This is a genomic window from Johannesbaptistia floridana, from assembly GCF_057440575.1.
The window spans coordinates 1-19,355 of record NZ_JALKVM010000050.1; the positions used below are offsets into that span (position 1 = coordinate 1).

The window sequence follows — 19,355 nt, forward strand, 5'->3', positions numbered from 1 at the left end:
ACATTGACGAGGCGACCTTTACCCTAGAAATAGGAGTTAAACTCATGGGAGTTTTTGTCTTAGATTCCCACAAAAAGCCATTAAATCCAATCCTCTCATCGCTAACCTGATGAGAGGTTTAGCGAGAGTCTCCATGAGGGCGGAAAGATGAATTTTCAACTCCCAATGAGTGAGTATTTTTACCTAAAAGAAAATCAGGATAACCAAAATGAGTTTATTAAAAAAGTTCGGTTTAGTTTTACTAGCAATATTGACTATTAGTCTCACGATTGTTCTTAACAAGCCTTTGTCCGCGAGTAACGGTAATCAGAATTATCAAAATCTGATTGACCAAAGACTCATCGATGGGGTTAAAACTCCAGCAGAATTAAGTTTAGACTATGTACCCCAACTAGGGGAACAATTAGCCGATAATAGTTTAATCAACGCCATTTATCGAGCTGAAGAAGAAGTTAGCGTCTTACCTGAAGATGTTCCTTTTATGTTCGACTTGGGTACTAACCATCCCGTTGAAATAGGTAGCCTAAACGATAATTATCAATTAACTAGTAAAGATTACGAAGCTATAGGCTATATCAACTCCCAAACAGGCAGTGGAGAAGTCTTCAAAAGTCGGGAATTGAGAAGTATGTTTGTAACAGAAGCTCGTAATGGTGGTGACCTGGTTGTTACCCCAGAAGCTAAACATGTATTAATAGCAGAAGCTAGTGGTCAATTCTTCCAAGCATCAAGAATACTTCATATAGACCTAATAGCCCACAACAAAGTCACAGGAGAAATATATGTCATTCCCGATGCTAACGCCAATGCTGTATGTAGAGATGCTCTCAATGCAGTATTAGGCAATACTATAAGAGTTAATGGACAAGAATTATTGGGGCACGAATTGTTATGGTAACTTCGATAAATAGAATTTTACTGATTTCTCTACTAACACTTTGCCTTCTTCCAATGGGAAACAAGATGAAGACACCTGCTTATTCATCAACATCAACAGATGTTGATGTTGAGCCCACAACTACTACTCCAATGGGAAGAACACCTCAAGAATTAGGAGGAGAATATCTAGAATTAGTCAAAAAAGCTCAAGCAAATGTGGCTAATTTGCCTCCTGAAACTCCAGTAAGTTTTCCCCTAGGAGTTAACTATCCAATTCGGATGAATGAAAACGAAAACCAAACCGAATCATCACTAGAGTCAAAAGAGTTAATAGCTATTGGTTTTATTGATGTAGAAGGAAATTATCAACCTTTTACCGCTCAACAGATTCAAGGCATTTTAGATGATCAAATTAATACACTTTCAGGTCGTTCCTCATTCAATAATCACAAGGAACAACAACCAGAAGAATCATCGATAGAAGTTCCTGTGATTGACCTGATTATTTACAACTCTCAAGACGAAAAAACATACTTAGTAAAACAAATTAGATGGTTAGGAGTAGTTAGAGATATGATTAATGCAGGTGTTAATGAAGAAATGAAACCCTACGAATGGCCAGAAACAACTCCTACTGATTTGCCCACCATTTAAGGGGAAGATTAACTAAAATGCCAAAAATTATTAGAGTAATGCTCACCACTGTTTTAATTATTTTACTGCTGTTTCCTCAAGCCAACTTATTGGCAGAAAATACAGAGAGTATAAATATTAGAAACATCGCTGAAACTATAACTCTGGATTGGCAAAATGAGCATGATATTATTCCCGAAGCAGAAATTAAGCGCTTGAGCATAACTCTCCGAAATCTGTCTAGATACTTAGGTCCAAATTGGCCAGTTAGAGTCAAATTATCTTCTAACCAAGAAATTACTGATTTTCGGAATAATCAGGGTAAATGGCTCACTATTACTAGTGGACAAGCTCTGGGTTTAATAACAAAACAATGGGCTATACAAAACCAAGATTATTACCCGACAGAATCTGAAACATTCATCGATATTTTGGTGAGAGAGTCTGGAACTAATATCTATCATCCGGTAAATCAGGTATCGTTGTCCGCTTATTGTGAAAAATTAGTACAAGCAATAGTAAAAAAAAATAACTCTGGTGAATAAAATTAATTAGGAGTTTTTTTGTGAAAATCAATAAAAATCCAAGAACCATGTTTTTGCTAAAAATTATCTTGATAATTACTTTGAGTATCTTACTGAGTAACGTCAAAATTAACTATGTATATGCCCAAGAAACCCAAGAATATTTGAGCAGTAAGTTACAACAAATAGTCAAACTTTCAGCACCCAATAATCAAGGATTAGATTATTTTAAGCTACCAACTCAATTAGATGAAATCCCCTCAGATCCCCAAAATCCTCTGACTCCAGAGAAGGTATACTTGGGAAAACTCTTGTTTCATGAAACAGCTTTGAGTATTAATCCCATAAATCCTAAACACTGGCAACAGAGTAGTTGCGCCTCCTGTCATTTAGCCCAAGGGGGATTTCGCTCTAATTTGAGCCAAGGGTTAGGGGTAGGAGGTATTGGTTGGGGAAAATCTCGCCATCGAGATCCTGAAGCTAAACCAGTAGAAATAGATAAACAAAATATATTGGTACCTTCTGTACTCAATAGCGCCTATCAGAAGATCATGTTTTGGGATGGAAAGGCAGGAATAAGAGGTCCAAATAATCAGCAATTATTTCAAAAACTAGATATCAATCGCTTTGGGATAGATGGTCTTGAAGCCCAGGCAATCGATGGGATAATTACTCACAGAATGGGAACAGCAGCGATCGCCACAATAGGCGAATATCAAGAATTATTCGCTCAGGCTTTTCCCGAAGACCCGATTTTAGGAGCAGAATTGACAGATATACAAAAAACAGGAAAGGCGATCGCTGCCTACGAAAGAACTCTTTTAGCCAATCAGTCTCCTTGGCAAAAATGGCTAAGAGGCGATCACTCAGCAATGTCTACCTTAGAACTAAAAGGAGCAATCACTTTCTTTACTTCCTCTTGTGTTCAATGTCACACAGGACCTAATCTGGCAAAGGATGACTTCGCTGCCGTTGGTTTTGCCGATCATCCCGCCGATTGGACAGGTGTAAATCTTGGTCGGGGTGCATTAACCAAAAGACCAGATGATGATTTTAAGTTTAAAGTACCTCAACTATATAATCTGGCTGATAGTAATCCCTATGGTCATGGTGCCTCCTTTGACAGCATCAAAGAAATAGTGGAATACTTTAACAATGCTCAACCACAAAAATTAGAAGCTAAATACGCTGGTAATTTGAGTACTTGGTTTGTTCCTCTACAGTTGAATTCAGAAGAAATTGATAATTTGACGGCCTTTCTTACCACTAGTTTACGAGATCCTAGTTTAACTCGTTACATCCCTGAACGTCTTCCCAGTAATTTGTGCTTTCCTAACAATGATCCCGAATCTCAACACCAAATATGTTTAAAGTGAATTATAATACTCAATCCCGTTGAGATCTAAAAATGTGTTATCTTAAAAAAGACTAAGATAACACTTGGTTTCCATCTATTAAAATTTAGCTGAGTTTGACTATGAAATTATCTACTTGTTTATATTCCCTTGGTCTCGCCGCAACTACACTAGCTTCTAGCTTAGCTCTGCATAATCCAGCATTCAGTAAAATATATCAAGCAACCTTTGTTTGTGGCGTAGATGAAGATGGCTATCCTGCTACCATTGTTCAATCTCCCCAACATGGCAACGTACCCATAATTACCTGGAGCTCAGGATATTTTGCCGAATCAGTAGGGGACAATGGTATTAGATACGATAACCAAACTCGTTGTAATATTGTTTCAAAAAAATTCCAAACTTATTATGACCAGGGAACTTTGAACTTCTTTACTGGTGGCGAAGTAAATAGAATGCCTGTGATTTGCGCTGTAGTTGATCAAAATTCACCATGCAACGAAAATAGCCTTCTGTTTACTCTCAAACCAGGAACTAATCCCCAAGAAACAGTCCGCAAACTCTTTGCTTTACGTAATCAAGCTAGTAACGAACGTCTCTATGAAACCAATGGAGAAAGAAATTATGTAAATTTTGAAGAATTGGTGATTCAAAGAGCTCAAGAAATCTCCACCACTTCTGCTGAACCGGCCCCAGCTCCTCTTTGGTAAGCTGAGCTGAAGCGGTGACAACTTTGCTACTACTCTTTCAATCCCTTACCAAAAAACTTAGGAGGTTCATTGAGACTATAGATTTGAGTTTCCGAGGCGATCGCCTGACGAATATAGCGGGGTGTTTGTAACATGCCCAACAAGCCAATACCATCTATAGCTCTTAAATTACCACTAGTTTGATTAGATAGTAATTGGTCAACCATAAGGGGATCTGGTTGAGAATTAATCTGTTGTTTCGATGCTAAAGCAAAACCCCAGGGAGACCCATAGGTAGGGGTAGGGGCATAATAGGAGTGTGTACTGCTAAAGACTGAATCAAGAGTTTTAACTAAACGAGCGTGTAATTGTAAATTAGCTGGTGCCACTGGACCTGCTTGGATTACTACAAACCCATCATCTTTCAAGACTTTTTCTAGCTTTTGATAGTATTCCCGAGTAAATAAAGCAAAAGATGGGCCTGATTCAATAGGATCTGATAAATCAGAAATAATTATATCCCATTTTTCTTTAGTAGTATCTAAAATCTCAAAAGCATCAGCTATTACTAATTCCACTCTTGAATCATCAAAAGCATTTTGGTGCATCTCTGGTAAATGTTCACGACAGGCTTTGACAACCTCCCCATCAATATCCACCATCATTACCCTTTTTACACTCTTCCATCGCAATACCTCGCGAATAGTCGCTCCTTCACCACCACCTAGTACTAATACATTTTCAGGAGATTGGTGGGCAATCATCGCTGGATGTACTAAAGCTTCATGATAAATAAATTCATCTCCTGTACAGGATTGCCATTTACCATCAAGTACCAAAGCTTTACCATAAGCACCACTTTCTACAATGTACATTTCTTGATAGGGAGTTTTTGTGTAGGCGAGAATCCTTTGCACTCCGTGAACATATATATCCCAAGGAGTAATATACTCACTCACCCACATATCTGCTTTTAATTCTGTTCCTGCCATAAAATTTTCTCTGTCAAAAGAGCGATCGCCAATGAAGATTGGCTGATTTTTCATACTTATCCATAATATAGTTAAATTGATCTACTTTCATTCTATACTATGATAAAATTATACATAGTTACAAAAAAGGAGTTTTAATTTAAAATTTAAAATATAGGTAACTCAATAACACTAACTCAATAATGCTCTCACAAGAAGGAAAAAGTAAAGTTAATTTTTCAAAAATATTAAGATAAAGTGCTATTGTAGAAACTTGACTATAGCTTTAGTATATGCTGGTAGTAAATACTTTTTTTACCGATTAAACTAGCCAATTAGAAGACCAATCTTAGATAATTTAGTAATAATAGCAGAAATAATCATTTTAAGGAGAGATATGGAGCTTAGATTAAAAATTAATGACCGTTACCTAAATAATGAAGATTTACTGCCATTAATGGCACAACACTTACTCTTACCACAATTTGTCCGGGAAGTAATTATTGCCGACGCGACTCAAGATATAGAATGCACGCCAGAAGAGAAAGAAATGGCTATGCAGCGTTTTTATCAGGAAAATAGGCTAGAAACTTCTCAAGATTTACACCATTGGTTATCAAAAACTGGAGTTCAACCTGAACAAGTAGAAAACCTAGCTTTACGCAAAATTAGAGTAGAAAAGTTTAAGTATCAAACCTGGGGAGATCAATTAGAGAACTATTTTCTAGAACGTAAACAATCTTTAGATCAAGTAGTTTATTCCCTCTTAAGAACTAAGCATACAGGTGTGGCTCAAGAATTGTTTTTTAGAATCCAAGAAGAAGAATCATCTTTTGCGGAATTAGCAAAAAAATATTCTCAAGGAGTAGAATCAGAAACGGGAGGATTAATTGGTCCAGTAGAGTTAAATGTACCTCATCAGAAGATAGCTCAAATGCTAATGACTAGTGAACCAGGTAAACTATTGCCACCCACAAGAATCGGGGAATGGTTGGTAATTGTTAGATTAGAAAAATTAATTCGGGCAAAGTTAGACAAATCTACGGAGAAAAGATTATTAGATGAACTATTTCAACAGTGGCTAAACGAAGAAGTAAATACAAAAGTATCATTTTTTAACAACCAAGAAATTATTAAAACAGAAGTAGGAAGATAATTAAAAAACTATGGTTTACACAACAAATGCCGTCAGAGAATTTTTAGCTAAAACACCACCATTTAATCAACTCCCCCCTGATGCTAGAGATAAGATTTCAGGTATAGCTCAACCCTTACGTTATTCCATGGGAGGCGTAATATTAAAAAGAGATGAAATGGCCTCACAAGTAGCGATTATCTGTCAAGGACAAGTAAGGTGGTTAGGATATGATCCTCGTGACGAAATACCAGTAACAGTAAAAATAGTGGGGCCGGGGTTTGTCCTAGGTTCAGTAAATTTAGCAAGAAGATTAGCCTGTGAAACAGCGATCGCCTCTTCAGATGAAGTAGTATGCTTAACTCTCAAAAACAAAGAATTTAGACAGTTACTAGCAGAAAATCCGATATTGCAGGAAACTTTTGCTGATAATTGTCAAATATTAGAAATTTTCAACCTCCTCGGCTATCAATTAAACCAAGCAGCCAGAGGGGAAGGTAATCTAAAAAAGATGGCGCAGCAGTTACACAAAGTAGCTCAAACTTACACAGTGGCGACAGGATTATTCCACGAACAAGACCATCCCCAATTAAATCCTACAGACTGGTTATGGTTAATTAGTGGTCCAGAAGCAGTAGTTAGTCGTCCAGTAGGAAGTATATTTGAACCAACATTATTTAATAATGTAGAAATTAGTCAACCCTTACGTTTAGTAGGAGTTCCCCTAGAAGAATGGGAGCAAGTATTTGCTCAAGCTACAACAGTTCAAGACATCAATTTACCAGCAGTACAAACAGAACTAGTACCACCAGAACAGGAAATAAATATTAAATCTTCTGGGGGAGTAGACTCACGAGGAGTATATACAACTACGCCTTTACCAGCAGAAGAGGAGATAGAAACAGAAGATAGCATCCGGGAAGAATATGTCTATATAAAAGGAGTAGGCCCAGAAGATGAAGGTGTAGCCTGTTTTCAGATGATATCTAAACACTTTGGGATGCCTTTTCGTAAAGATATAATTTCAAGGATAGTACACGATCAAATTCAACAACAGGGAAGTCTATCTCTAGATATATCAGGCTCAATTTGCGAGTTGATGGGACTAAATGCCCAACTACTCAAGATGCCTCCTGCCGCTATTACTAAAATAACCCCTCCAGCTTTGATACGGTGGCAAGATAATCTGGGGATAATTTACAAAATTGATGAGAAAGAAGTAATCATAGGAGTTCCAGCACAAGGACTACTCTATCTTCCAGTAGATGAATTTCTGGGTAGCTGTGAGCAATTGACTAAAATTCTGCTACTGAAACAAACTAAACATACACCCCAAGAACGCTTCGGGTTAAGTTGGTTTTTACCCTATATACAAAAATATCGTCGGGTATTAATAGAAGTATTTGTATCTTCATTCTTTGTACAACTATTCGCTTTAGCTAATCCCCTGATGATTCAGGTGATTATCGATAAAGTAATCGTACAAAATAGCCCCGATACTCTCCAAGTTCTCGGTTTATTTCTAGTAGTTTTGGCAGTATTTGAAGCAGTTCTATCCACCCTGAGAACCTACTTGTTTGTTGATACAACTAACCGTATTGATATGAGTTTGGGTTCAGAGATTATTGACCATCTCCTGCGTCTACCTCTGCGCTATTTTGAGAAAAGACCTGTAGGGGAAATTTCTACCCGCATAAACGAACTAGAAAATATCCGTCAGTTCCTCACAAGTACTGCTTTAACTGTAGTTCTAGACGCAGTCTTCTCGGTTATTTATATCGTCGTGATGTTTATCTATAGCCCTCTACTAACTTTTGTGGCTTTGGGAGTTATTCCTTTGTTCGTGGCCTTGACTTGGTTCTTCTCCCCAATTATTCGCCGTCAAATTCGCAAAAAAGCAGAACGTAACGCCCAAACTCAATCCTATTTGGTAGAGGTGATGTCAGGAATTCAAACAGTTAAAGCTCAAAATATTGAATTGCGCTCTCGTTGGCAATGGCAAGAACGTTATGCCCGTTACGTAGATACAGGCTTCCGCACAGTGATTACTTCTACCTTTGCAGGATCTAGTAGTAACTTTCTGAATAAGTTATCTGCCCTGCTGGTGTTATGGGTGGGAGCAGCTTTAGTGCTCAAGGGTGACCTAAGCCTCGGTCAATTAATCGCCTTCCGCATTATCTCGGGTTATGTAACTTCACCAATTCTACGTCTAACTCAACTTTGGCAAAATTTCCAAGAAACAGCCCTATCAATAGAACGTCTCAGTGATATCGTGGATTATCCCCAAGAGGCAGAGGAAGATAGAGATAATATCCCGATGCCCTTGATTGTAGGAAAAGTTGAGTATAGAAATCTATCCTTCCGCTTTAAACAAAATGGCCCCCTACAACTAAACAATTTAAACTTGATTGTACAACCAGGAACTTTTGTGGGAGTAGTGGGAGAAAGTGGTGCAGGAAAAAGTACTTTGACTAAGTTAATCCCTAGACTCTACGAACCAGAAGCAGGACAAATTCTGATTGATGGTTATGAAGTAAATAAAGTAGAACTATATTCTTTGCGCCGTCAAATCGGTATGGTACCCCAAGAAACTCTACTATTCGATGGAACTATTCAAGAAAATATCGCCCTGACTAATCCTGATGCTAGTACCGAAGAAATTATCGCCGCAGCAAAAGTGGCCTCAGCTCACGAATTTATTATGGAATTAGGAAACGGTTATAATACAAGAGTGGGGGAAAAAGGCGCAAATCTATCAGGGGGTCAACGCCAAAGAATCGCGATCGCCCGCTCGGTACTACAAAATCCCCGTCTCTTAATCCTAGACGAGGCTACCAGCGCCCTTGACTACGGAACGGAAGAAAGAGTATGCGAAAACTTGATCAGAGCTTTTAGCGGTCGTACAGTTTTCTTTATTACTCACCGTCTCAGTACAGTAAAAAATGCTCATCTGATTATACTCATGTACCAAGGCAGAATTGTAGAAAAAGGAACCCATGAACAATTGATGGAGTTAGGAGGTCGTTATTATCACCTGTATAATCGCAATCAGCAACAAGCAGCACAAGATAACTGATTAAACTTATCTTGATTAATTCTTGAAGATGCTACCATATAAAAAAAAGGTAGCTCATAATTATCAGTTTAATCCCAATAAAAAGAAGGGAGAGTCATTACTCTCTCTCTTTCATACTAACTAACTGTATAGAAATAGGTTTAAATTATGTCCAATCAAACTAACCAAAATAACGATAATATTAACGACTATAACGGGAACGGGGACGGGAACGGGAACGGGAACGGGAACGGGAACGGGAAAAAAGCAGTTTCTTCTCTACCAGTTCCTCTAAAAACTAACAGCATAGCTCCTATTAAGTCACGTTTAAGTAACTTTGAGCAACATGTAATCTTGAGACAGACTCCTGTCTGGTCTAGGGCTATTGTCTGGACAATAGTTGGGGTGGCCAGTTTCGGCATAATTTGGGCTTCTTTTGCTAAAATTGAGCAGGTTGTACCCGCAAGAGGTAAATTAGAACCCACTGAAGCTGTTAAGGAAATTAAACCACCTATTAATGGTGTAGTGAAAGAAGTATTTGTGAAAGATGGTGACCAGGTAGAACAAGGACAATTACTATTGACTTTTGATTCAACATCATCAGAAGCAGAACTAGAATCTCTAGGGAAAATTTATAAGTCTCTTAACCATGAAAATCAGTTTTACCGCGCTTTGATGGATGAATCTTTATCTAATGCTGATTTAGAAGAGAAAATTCTTGAGTTAGAAATACCTCAAGAAGTAGCGGCTTTGTCCCGTAACTTGAATGAATTGTCTGTAGAAAATGAGATGCTAAATTTTTATCTCAACCCGGGTAGAGAATCAGAAGAAAATTTATCTACACGAGAAAAAGCACGACTAAGCGCACTACGGAACGAATATAACTCTCGGAAAGCCACAGCAGAATTAGAAGTACAGCAGTTAGAAAAACAATTAGCTCAAAATAAATCCCAATTGAGCAACGCTGAAGCACAACTAGCTACAGACAGACAAATACTAGAAGAAATAAAAGCTCGTAACGAAATCTCTATTACCCAAGCAGAAGAGAGTTTGAATATCGACCAAGGTATTCTAGAAGATATTGAACCTCTAGTAGAAGAAGGAGCACTAGCCCGTCTACAACTAGAACAGCAAAAACAAGGAGTGAGCGATCGCACTCAACGTCTCAGCGAATTGAGAGCCCAAAGTATCAATGAACTCAATAATCAGCAACAACAAGTTAGAACTCGTTTAGCAGAAATCGACCAACTTTTACAAGAACAACAAAGATTACAATTAGACATAGCTCAAGCTAGACAACAATTAGCTAATACTGTTGCTCTCTCAGAAAGAGATATTAGAGAGCAACTTGCTGATAATCAACAAAGAATTGCTGATATAGAAAGTCAACTCACTAAACTAATTATCGAAAACGATAAAAGAATTGCTGAAACCAGCAGTCAAATTAGTCGATCTGAGCAAACTCTCAAATATCAAGAGTTACGCGCTCCCGTCTCGGGCACAGTTTTTGACTTACAAGCATCTCCAGGTTTTGTACCTCAACCTAGTCAAGCAGAAGTTCTCCTGAAAATTGTTCCCAATGATAATCTAGTTGCTCGGGTTTTTATTAGTAATGCCGATATCGGCTTTGTTCGAGAAAATCTTAATACCGATGTGAGAATAGACGCTTTTCCCTATAGTGAATTTGGCGATATCAAAGGACAATTGATTTGGATTGGGGATGATGCTTTACCACCAGATGAAACTAATCAATTCTATCGTTTCCCGGCTAAAATTAAGCTCGATAGTCAATATTTACCGATTAGCGATCGCGAAATTCCTCTACAATCAGGTATGTCGGTAAGTGTCAATATCAAAATTAATGAAAATCGTACTGTTTTAAGCTTAATGACTGAACTATTTAATGACAAAATCAACACTCTTAAACAAGTACGTTAATTAACTTAATCAACACAAAAGTAAAACACCACTTTCTAGAGGTTTTTGCCATAAGTAACTAAACTGATATGAGCCTTCGGATTCTGAATCCGAAGGCGATTAAATAGGGCTTGTTGAATAAATCTAAAGCCATGAATTGGCTCTGGGTTTGAGCTGGTTTTCTCTGCTTCAAAAGTGCAAAGTAGCAAGGCTTGTTCTATATCATGTCCGTTTAATCAATTCGATATTATAACATAAGGTTATTAAAAACTAAGATTCAATGTATTTTAAAATACATTAGATTATTAAAACTATATAAAGCTCTATTTTGGCCCGAACAATGCTAGATTAGGACAAAATTATAATCAAATTTTTAACTTACTTAATATGGCTCACAACTTTTCCATAAAACGACGTAACTTTTTATTAGGATTAACAGCATTTTCTGGCGCTGTTGCCGCTAGTCAACTGCCCCTAAAGAATGCTTTAGGTCAAACAAGCATCAATGGCGCTGGCGCTAGTTTCCCGGCACCTCTTTATCAACGTTGGTTTTCTGAATACAACAAAATTAATTCTGGCGTACAAATTTCCTATCAATCAGTAGGAAGTGGTGCTGGGGTAAAAAACTTTATCGAAGGCATTACCGACTTTGGTGCTAGTGATGTAGCCATGACCGATGAAGAAATGGCTCAAGTAAACGGTGGGGTAGTTTTATTACCAATGACGGCTGGAAGTATAGTAATTGGTTACAATGTTCCTGGCGCTGATATTCAGTTAACTCGTGACCAGTTAGTTGGGGTGTTTATGGGTAATATTACTAATTGGTCAGAAGTTGGTGGTCCTGATTTACCTATCAGCATTGTTCATAGATCTGATGGTAGTGGTACAACTGCTGTATTCACCAGTCATTTAAGTGCTATTAGTTCAGACTGGGCAAACATGGTAGGTTCTGATAAAACTGTAAATTGGCCTACAGGTATCGGTGCTAAAGGAAACGAAGGAGTATCGGCAGCAATTCAACAAACCGAAGGAGCACTTGGTTATATTGAGTATGGCTATGCTAAACAGTTAAACATTCCTACAGCAAGACTGCAAAACAAAAATGGTGACTTTGTTGAAGCTAATTTAGAAAATGCTAGTCAATCCCTAGCTCAAGTTGAGTTACCAGAAAACTTAAGAGCTTTTGTCACAGATCCTGATGGACAAAACTCCTATCCTATCGTTACTTACACTTGGATTCTAGCTCATCAAAGCTATGATAATCCTGAAATAACTGAGGAATTCAAAAAAGCGATGATCTGGTGTCTAAACGAAGGACAACAGTATAGCGCGGAATTAGGTTATATTCCCCTACCTCCTAATGTAGTAGAGAGAGTAACTGCTTCTATTAACTCTATTAGCTAGTTCTTTCTTAGCTAAAACCCATCTAGTATGATGCTAGGTGGGTATTTTTTATCTAAGTACCAGTTTTGGTTATGATTAATAAGTATATTTCTTGTATAAATTTTTATAATAAAAACAAGTGACAAAAATCCTCACTAAATCTATAATTATAAGTGTACTAATAAATATAGACTATGAGTAAGTTTATTGCACCCCTAGGCTTTATAAGCATAGGACGGTTAGTAGTTGGACTTTAGTCCAAGTGGTTGAGATTTTAAAAGTTTCTCGGGCTAAAGCCCTACTACAAACTTATGAGGTTCTGGATTAAAAATTAGGCTTGATTCCACTAAAAACTTAAATTAATCTAAATATAGGCAAGATGATCCTCAATATCTAGTTACTTTAAAGAAAGTATGCCCATATATTTACCAAAATTTGCCATGGATAATTATCAATCATTAAGAGTTTTTGGACAACCCGCGGAAAAGGGTAGATGGATATTTGTTCTTTTAGGGTTGACTTTGATGTTATGTTTGGGAACAGTATATTCTTGGAGTATTTTTCGTAAACCTTTAGAAGATCTTTTAGAAATTAGTGCTACCCAAAGTTTACTGCCTTTTACTGTTTTTTTACTCTTATACTCCTTTTTAATGCCTGTAGCTGGATTTTATATCAATAAGTTGGGTGTAGCCAAAATGGCCTCTTTAGGAGGCATTTGTATGGGGATAGGTTATATTCTCTCGGGTTTTACTCAAAATCTGGTTACCTTGATTATTACCTACGGTATTATTGGAGGTGCTGGGGTGGGTATCGCCTATGGCGTGCCTTTGGCTGTATCCGCTAAATGGTTTCCTGACCGCAAAGGCTTAGCAGTTGGTCTTACCGTCATTGGTTTTGGACTTTCTCCTTTGATTACAGCACCTTTGTCTAAAGCCGCCTTGAATAAATATGGGGTTCTTCCTACTTTTATCATCCTGGGGGTTACTTTTATGGTAATTATCATCGCTATTGCTACTAAAATGACTTTACCCCCTCCTGGTTGGCAGCCTAAAGGTTGGAATCCTCCGATTATTCAGGAAACAACGGGAGAACATAAATCAAAACCCGCTTGGCGATCGCGCGTCTTTTATGTGCTTTGGTTATGTTATGCTTTAGGTACTTTTGCTGGTTTATCGGCTATTGGTATTACTAGCCCTGTGGGTCAAGAAATTATTCAGTTAGATGCTAATATCGCTACTCTCGCTGTATCTTGGTTTGCTGTTATGAATGGTATGGGTAGACCTTTATTCGGTTGGCTTACTGACCGGATCCAACCTAAAAAAGCGGCTATGATTGCCTATAGTTTGATTTTGATTGCTTCGATTTTAATGCTTAACGCCCAATCAGGTCAAATACTTACTTATTGGTTTGCTTTTAGTTTATTTTGGATGTCTTTAGGCGGATGGCTGGCGATCGCCCCCACTGCTGTCATGAATTTATTTAACCCTGATGACTATGCTAAAAATTACGGCTTACTCTTTACTGCCTACGGTGTTGGCGCTTTGTTTGGTACTTTGATTTCTGGTCGTATTCGCGATTTATTCAGCAGTTACACTTATGCTTTTTATCCTACTGCTATTTTAGCCATACTCGGTATTATTATCGCCCAATTTTTTCTTAACTCTGGTTCTAAATTACACAACCAAAACCGACTTTTTGACAAAATCAAGGAAAATACAACTAATAAAAGCGAATAACTAGTCAAAGGGTAATTCTTCCCGGGGGATAGAACGACGATACATCTCGCACAAATGAGCGATAAGATCTATCAAGGCTAGACGATAATCTAGTAAAATTTCTTCGTTTCTTCCCTCTAGTTTTAGTTGTTGGGCAAATTCATCCATTAATGTCATGTGAATCTCTAAAACTCTTGATACAGAAATGTCCGCAAAAAAAGCCTGATTCACAAACTCATCAATTAGTTGGTTGGTAAGTTTGTCATCAGTAAAATAGGATAGGATGATTTTGCGATATTCTTGGTTGAGATAATTTATTAATTTTTGTTTTTCTGCTTCAGGAAGATTACGATAAAATAAGCTTGGATTCCTTTTATAATACACGCCCAAATAACCTAAACGTTCTTTGAGTTTTTCAGCCAAACGACGTTGCTGTAGTAATAAAAAGCTATAATTTGGAGGTAAACTCTCCTCTCCTGAATTATCTTGATCATTTTGCTTAATTTTTGAACTAGGTGCTAAACAGAGAAATTTGGCGATCGCTTGGTCAATATAGGGAATAATTTCGCTTACATTTGTTGCTTTTAGCTGAATTTCTGCTCCATGGTAACAATAAGTGGGAATTTTCTCTCTACTTTCTTCACTTGCTTTGATTTTCCCCACCTCAAAATCAATAATGACTACAGGCAGTAAGGTACTTTGTTCATAGAGTTGATTAAATACCGGTAGTAAATCAGGCTCATTAGTTACAATTAAACAATCAATCTGCTCTTTTTTTTCTTTAATAAAGTTCAATAAATCTGTTACAGACTCGATTAAACTGAGTTTATAGCGATTTCCCCTCAGTAATTCTAGTAAAGACTGAGTTATGTTTTCTTTCGAGGAATAGATAGCGATAAATAGATTAGAAGACAAAATAATCAGGAATTGAACTACTTGTTTGTCACAAATTATTATATAGTGTAGCTAATCTTAACATTTATTTACCTCTCTTGATAATTTTTCATAAAAGTTTTGTGGCAAACACCAGATAAAGTGAGCAAAAGTAGCGGTTATAATCAGAAGCAATATCTGTTATAATCAAAAAAACTAAAAATAACTAGAACAAAAAGGCACCAAAGGTTTTTAGTTTTAGTTTATGCTTGTAAGAATAAATACTTTGGTAAATAGGCTCATGCGCAATTCTACCACTATTCTTGAAGACTTTATTGAGCCAATAGTTGAGATAAAAGCGAAAGCGGACTTAGCTGAGATTAAAAAAGTTTTCCAATCAGGAAAAAACCAACTAGCAGTAGTAGTTGATGAGAGGCGATCGCCTTTAGGGGTAATTTATGCTCAAGACTTACTAGCTAAGTATCTCCAAGCTCAAGAAAACAACCAAAACTTAGAGAAAATTTTCAACAAGTCAACGGTTAAGACACTGATTAAACCAGTAATCAGTCTCTCAGGTTCTTTAAGCTTTATGGAATATTATACTAAGTTGTGGCAAAAAAACAAAGCAATTAAAGAAAATTGCTGTGTATTAGTAAACAGTCAAAATCAACTCCTAGGCAAATTAAATCAACAAAAAATACTCGAAGTAATTACCCTTCATAATTTACCAGAACAAAATTTGCTAACAATTCTGAATAAATTCCCTTTGCCAGTGATGTTAAAAACAGATCAAGGGGAAATATTGGCCCAAAATCAAGAATGGCGCCAAAAGATCGGTAATTTTGTTCCCGGTCAAGACAATTTAACCACAAATTATCTACAAAAAACGAGCCTATCTCCTCCCCCTATTTCCACTTTAATAATAAGCAAGATGGTTCAACCCTCAAAGCAGTACACAATATCACAAAAAGAAACAAGTCAATGGGAATTTTGTCAAGTCGCTTTAGATAAATTAGACTCAGTAACATTAAACTCAGTTTGGTTAATTTTTGCCAACGATTTAAGTAAACAGCAACAACTATCTACAGAATTAGCTACCAAAGAAATAAATTTAGTAGAATTAAATCAGCTAACAGACGAATTTGTCTCCTGTATCAGTCACGATTTAAAATCACCGATTACAGCGATTTTAGGTTTAGCTAGTCTACTCCAAGAACAAAAATTAGGAAAACTGAATCAAAGACAATCTGATTATGTCAACTTAATCTACCAAAGCGGTAGAAAAATGATGACCTTGGTGAATGAATTATTAGACTTAAGCCGTTTAGAAACAGGAGAACTACAATTATCTCATCAGGTGATAGAGACAGAATATTTTTGTAAACAAATATATAAACAAGTAGAAAAGGAATTAACAGCAGAAAACTTAGAATTGTGCCTAGAAATCCCTTCAAATTTACAGGTAATTCGAGTAGATCCCCTTCGTGTGAGTCAGATGCTAATTCACTTACTAGATAATGCGATTAAATCGAGTAAACCGGGAGACAAAATTGGCTTAAGAGTAAATCGTTGGCAAAACTCGATAGCTTTTACTGTTTGGGATACAGGCATAGGCATTCCCACAGAATCACAAAGATTGATCTGGCATAAATCTCCAAGTTTAGATCGCACTCTAGGTAGCCAAATCAATTACAAAAATCTAGGATTAATTTTAACTCAACGTTTAGCCCAAATCCATGGAGGAAATATATCTTTTTTATCCCAAGAAGGCAAAGGGAGTGAATTTACGATTTTGCTACCTCAGTATTCAACCACAACAACCACAACAACCACAACAACCAAAGATGATAGCGCCTCCGCCTATCCTATAGTTTTGCTAGTAGAGATAATCCCTCAACAAATAGAAGAATTAAACAGTTTACTGCAAAGCTTAGATTATAGAGTAGTAATTGCCCGCAGTGGCACAGAAGCTGTAGAAAAGGCTAGTCAGTTAAAACCTCACTGTATCTTACTAAATTCCTGCCTGCCATTTCTTTCGAGTTGGGAGGTGTTAACCTTGTTAAAATCAGATCCTGAAACTGAGAGTATACCAGTAATCTTAACTACTAAAGATTCAGAATCAACCCAAGTAAAAACACCCCAAGCAGACGCAATTTTAACTTTTCCCATAGAAACGGAAGTATTAGCAGCAACCTTAGCTAATCCAAAAGCGGTAACCAAGCTGAAAAAACGTAACTTAACTATACTTTACATTTATCCTGAATCAGCAAGCCTATCTTTTAATGATACTCAATTAGAATGGTTAGAGAGTACCCATACATCAGGATTAATACATCGGATATTAGAAGCGGATAATCTCGAACAGGCAGAGTTATTAGCTAGGGTTTGGGAAGTAGATGTGATTGTCTTCAACAGTTTACTACTAAAAGATCCTCAACCAACCTTAGCAAAGCTAAGGCAACTAGAAAAATTAGCTAGGTTGCCCATCATTACTCTAGACGATAAAACAAGTAAAATAGCTAATAAAATTAGCGGGTTACAGATATTTCCCTGTTTAAATGTTTCAGGAAGTGAAAATATCGATGATTTATTACAAGTAATTGAAATAGCCTTGGGATTGACTTGAAAATGTAAGACATCTGAATGTCTAGTACTATCTCTTTTGGACTAAAGTCCAACTACAAACCTTATTTTTTCTAAATTAACGAATTCCACATGTTTAAAAACCACGAATTATCCCCTTTTTGATTAGCTTCCATTTTTTTGTTTCCACTTGTTCTACTAATCCAGGTTTAACTAATCGAAAAATCTGATGATACCCTAGTTGATAACCTTCAAATATATCTTTGATTGTATAGCTTTTAGCTTCGCTGATTTCTAGATTTTTGGGAAACAAATAGAATTGCTCGATTTCTGCAAATTTTACAATCCAGAAAATACCAGCCCCAGTTATAGGCTCTTCTAGAATAATCTCAGGCTGCTTCGTTGTCAAGCGTTGACTTTCACTTTCTTGTCCTTCAACTACTTCGTAATATATTAAGTCATCACAATGTAAAATATTTTCAGGATTTTGATTATATATATCTAAATACTCACTTAAATAATGATCTTTAAATTTTCTTGGTATTTCGTTTTTATCTAGCTTTAATTTCATACTCGGATTATTTTCTTCTTGATTTATTTCGATTTCTTCATGCTTAACTATTGAAGAAAAGTTTTCTGAGATAATTGCTTTGAGATTAGTTAATTCTTGATAATACTCTCGCTTATCAATATATTTATTATCTTGCGAGTCTTGTAACTCTTGTAACATTTTGTTGGTTGCAGCAATATGCTCACGGATATTTTCTGATATAGTAATTAAGTACTTATCTTGAATTTCTAGCTTGTTATTAAGAGTTCTGACTTTTTCCGATAGCTGATTAATCCTTCTTTCTAATTTCTGAGTTTTTTCTGTTCTTTTTTGCCAAAGAATTTTGGAGATAGAAAAAACTATTAAAACTAAAGAAAGTATAATTATTAATAGAGCTAAAAAACTAAAAAAAGAAGACATGGGATTATAAGTATTTAAACTGTTGTTAATAGGTTGGTAACTTAAATAAAACGTGTTAAAAGTATCATCTAATTCTTTAAAGTTATTAATAAGGGTTTTAATTTTTGTGGTTATTAAAAATTGCATAGTAGAATTTCTCAAAGGATAAAATTCTAATTCTTCTAATTTTTTATCTGTATAGCCTTTAGCTTTTAATTGTCTTTCTAGTTCTTTAAATGTTTGTTTATTGAATGAAGTTATCTCCGTCAGCAAAGCTAAACTTTCTTCAAAAGAAGTTTGAATTGTTTGATCAATTTGTCGAAGCTGTTCCTTTTGTTGAAAACTAGCTGGCATTTCTTGAACTATTTCAACATATTTTTGCTGTAATATCTTTAGTTCCTCATAAGTTTCTTGATAAAAATTTATTCTTTTTTGATTAGATAAATACTTATAATCTGTAAATTCACTTTCGATTTTTTCAAGTTCTTCTTGAATTTTATCAAGACGAACTTCTAAAATCTCAGTTGGAGAAAAATTAACTGATTCGGCGCGAACTAAACTGCTGTCAAAAAAAATAATTGACGTGAATCCCCAGGTAAAAATAATTAGTATAGAAGGGTAAAATGATGGGAATATATTAATCATGATTATGTTTCTTTAACTAGCAAAATACTTGGGATCCACTTGGTAAGGG

At 36.3% G+C, this 19,355-nt stretch carries 14 protein-coding genes; 11 read left to right on the forward strand and 3 right to left on the reverse strand.

Going from position 1 to position 19,355, the window contains the following annotated elements; translation table 11 throughout:
- The first annotated feature begins 208 nt into the window (after positions 1-208).
- The 5 genes from MW688_RS03685 (at position 209) to MW688_RS03705 (ending at position 4,101) form a co-directional block, all read left to right on the forward strand.
- A complete protein-coding gene (locus MW688_RS03685; RefSeq protein WP_486734569.1) occupies positions 209-898 on the forward strand; it encodes a hypothetical protein in 690 nt (229 codons plus the stop codon).
- Between the two features lie 65 nt (positions 899-963).
- On the forward strand, positions 964-1,533 hold the full coding sequence (locus MW688_RS03690; RefSeq protein ID WP_486734570.1) for a hypothetical protein: 570 nt from the start codon (positions 964-966) through the stop codon (positions 1,531-1,533).
- A gap of 17 nt (positions 1,534-1,550) precedes the next feature.
- Positions 1,551-2,057 carry a hypothetical protein gene (locus tag MW688_RS03695; RefSeq protein WP_486734571.1) on the forward strand — a complete coding sequence of 169 codons (507 nt, stop codon included), beginning with the start codon at positions 1,551-1,553 and terminating at the stop codon, positions 2,055-2,057.
- 20 nt (positions 2,058-2,077) lie between these two features.
- Positions 2,078-3,412, forward strand: coding sequence for a cytochrome-c peroxidase (locus MW688_RS03700; RefSeq protein WP_486734572.1), 1,335 nt, complete (start codon positions 2,078-2,080; stop codon positions 3,410-3,412).
- 101 nt (positions 3,413-3,513) lie between these two features.
- Positions 3,514-4,101 carry a COP23 domain-containing protein gene (locus tag MW688_RS03705; protein WP_486734573.1) on the forward strand — a complete coding sequence of 196 codons (588 nt, stop codon included), beginning with the start codon at positions 3,514-3,516 and terminating at the stop codon, positions 4,099-4,101.
- A 29-nt stretch (positions 4,102-4,130) separates the two neighbouring features.
- Here the strand turns inward: MW688_RS03705 and speE are convergent, their stop codons facing one another.
- Positions 4,131-5,072 (reverse strand): polyamine aminopropyltransferase, encoded by a 942-nt coding sequence (speE, locus tag MW688_RS03710; RefSeq protein WP_486734588.1) that lies wholly within the window; start codon positions 5,070-5,072, stop codon positions 4,131-4,133.
- A gap of 376 nt (positions 5,073-5,448) precedes the next feature.
- Between speE and MW688_RS03715 the strand changes: the two genes are divergently transcribed.
- The 5 genes from MW688_RS03715 to MW688_RS03735 all read left to right on the forward strand — a co-directional run bounded on the left by MW688_RS03715 (position 5,449) and on the right by MW688_RS03735 (position 14,277).
- Entirely contained in the window at positions 5,449-6,207 is a 759-nt protein-coding gene (locus tag MW688_RS03715) for a peptidylprolyl isomerase (protein WP_486734574.1), read from the forward strand.
- A 10-nt stretch (positions 6,208-6,217) separates the two neighbouring features.
- Complete coding sequence (locus tag MW688_RS03720; protein WP_486734575.1) at positions 6,218-9,262, forward strand: peptidase domain-containing ABC transporter; 3,045 nt, start codon at positions 6,218-6,220, stop codon at positions 9,260-9,262.
- A gap of 147 nt (positions 9,263-9,409) precedes the next feature.
- Positions 9,410-11,179 carry a beta-barrel domain-containing protein gene (locus MW688_RS03725; RefSeq protein WP_486734576.1) on the forward strand — a complete coding sequence of 590 codons (1,770 nt, stop codon included), beginning with the start codon at positions 9,410-9,412 and terminating at the stop codon, positions 11,177-11,179.
- Between the two features lie 366 nt (positions 11,180-11,545).
- Complete coding sequence (pstS, locus tag MW688_RS03730; RefSeq protein ID WP_486734577.1) at positions 11,546-12,562, forward strand: phosphate ABC transporter substrate-binding protein PstS; 1,017 nt, start codon at positions 11,546-11,548, stop codon at positions 12,560-12,562.
- 392 nt (positions 12,563-12,954) lie between these two features.
- Positions 12,955-14,277, forward strand: coding sequence for an L-lactate MFS transporter (locus tag MW688_RS03735; protein ID WP_486734578.1), 1,323 nt, complete (start codon positions 12,955-12,957; stop codon positions 14,275-14,277).
- Here the strand turns inward: MW688_RS03735 and MW688_RS03740 are convergent, their stop codons facing one another.
- Positions 14,278-15,171, reverse strand: coding sequence for a circadian clock protein KaiA (locus tag MW688_RS03740; RefSeq protein WP_486734579.1), 894 nt, complete (start codon positions 15,169-15,171; stop codon positions 14,278-14,280).
- Positions 15,172-15,430: 259 nt separating this feature from the next.
- Here MW688_RS03740 and MW688_RS03745 point away from each other — a divergent pair, with 259 nt between their 5' ends.
- Positions 15,431-17,755: an ATP-binding response regulator gene (locus MW688_RS03745; protein ID WP_486734580.1), complete on the forward strand. Its 2,325-nt coding sequence runs from the start codon at positions 15,431-15,433 to the stop codon at positions 17,753-17,755.
- 93 nt (positions 17,756-17,848) lie between these two features.
- On the opposite strand, the gene MW688_RS03750 is transcribed toward MW688_RS03745, so the two are convergent.
- Positions 17,849-19,306 (reverse strand): hypothetical protein, encoded by a 1,458-nt coding sequence (locus MW688_RS03750; protein WP_486734581.1) that lies wholly within the window; start codon positions 19,304-19,306, stop codon positions 17,849-17,851.
- Positions 19,307-19,355: the final 49 nt, after the last annotated feature.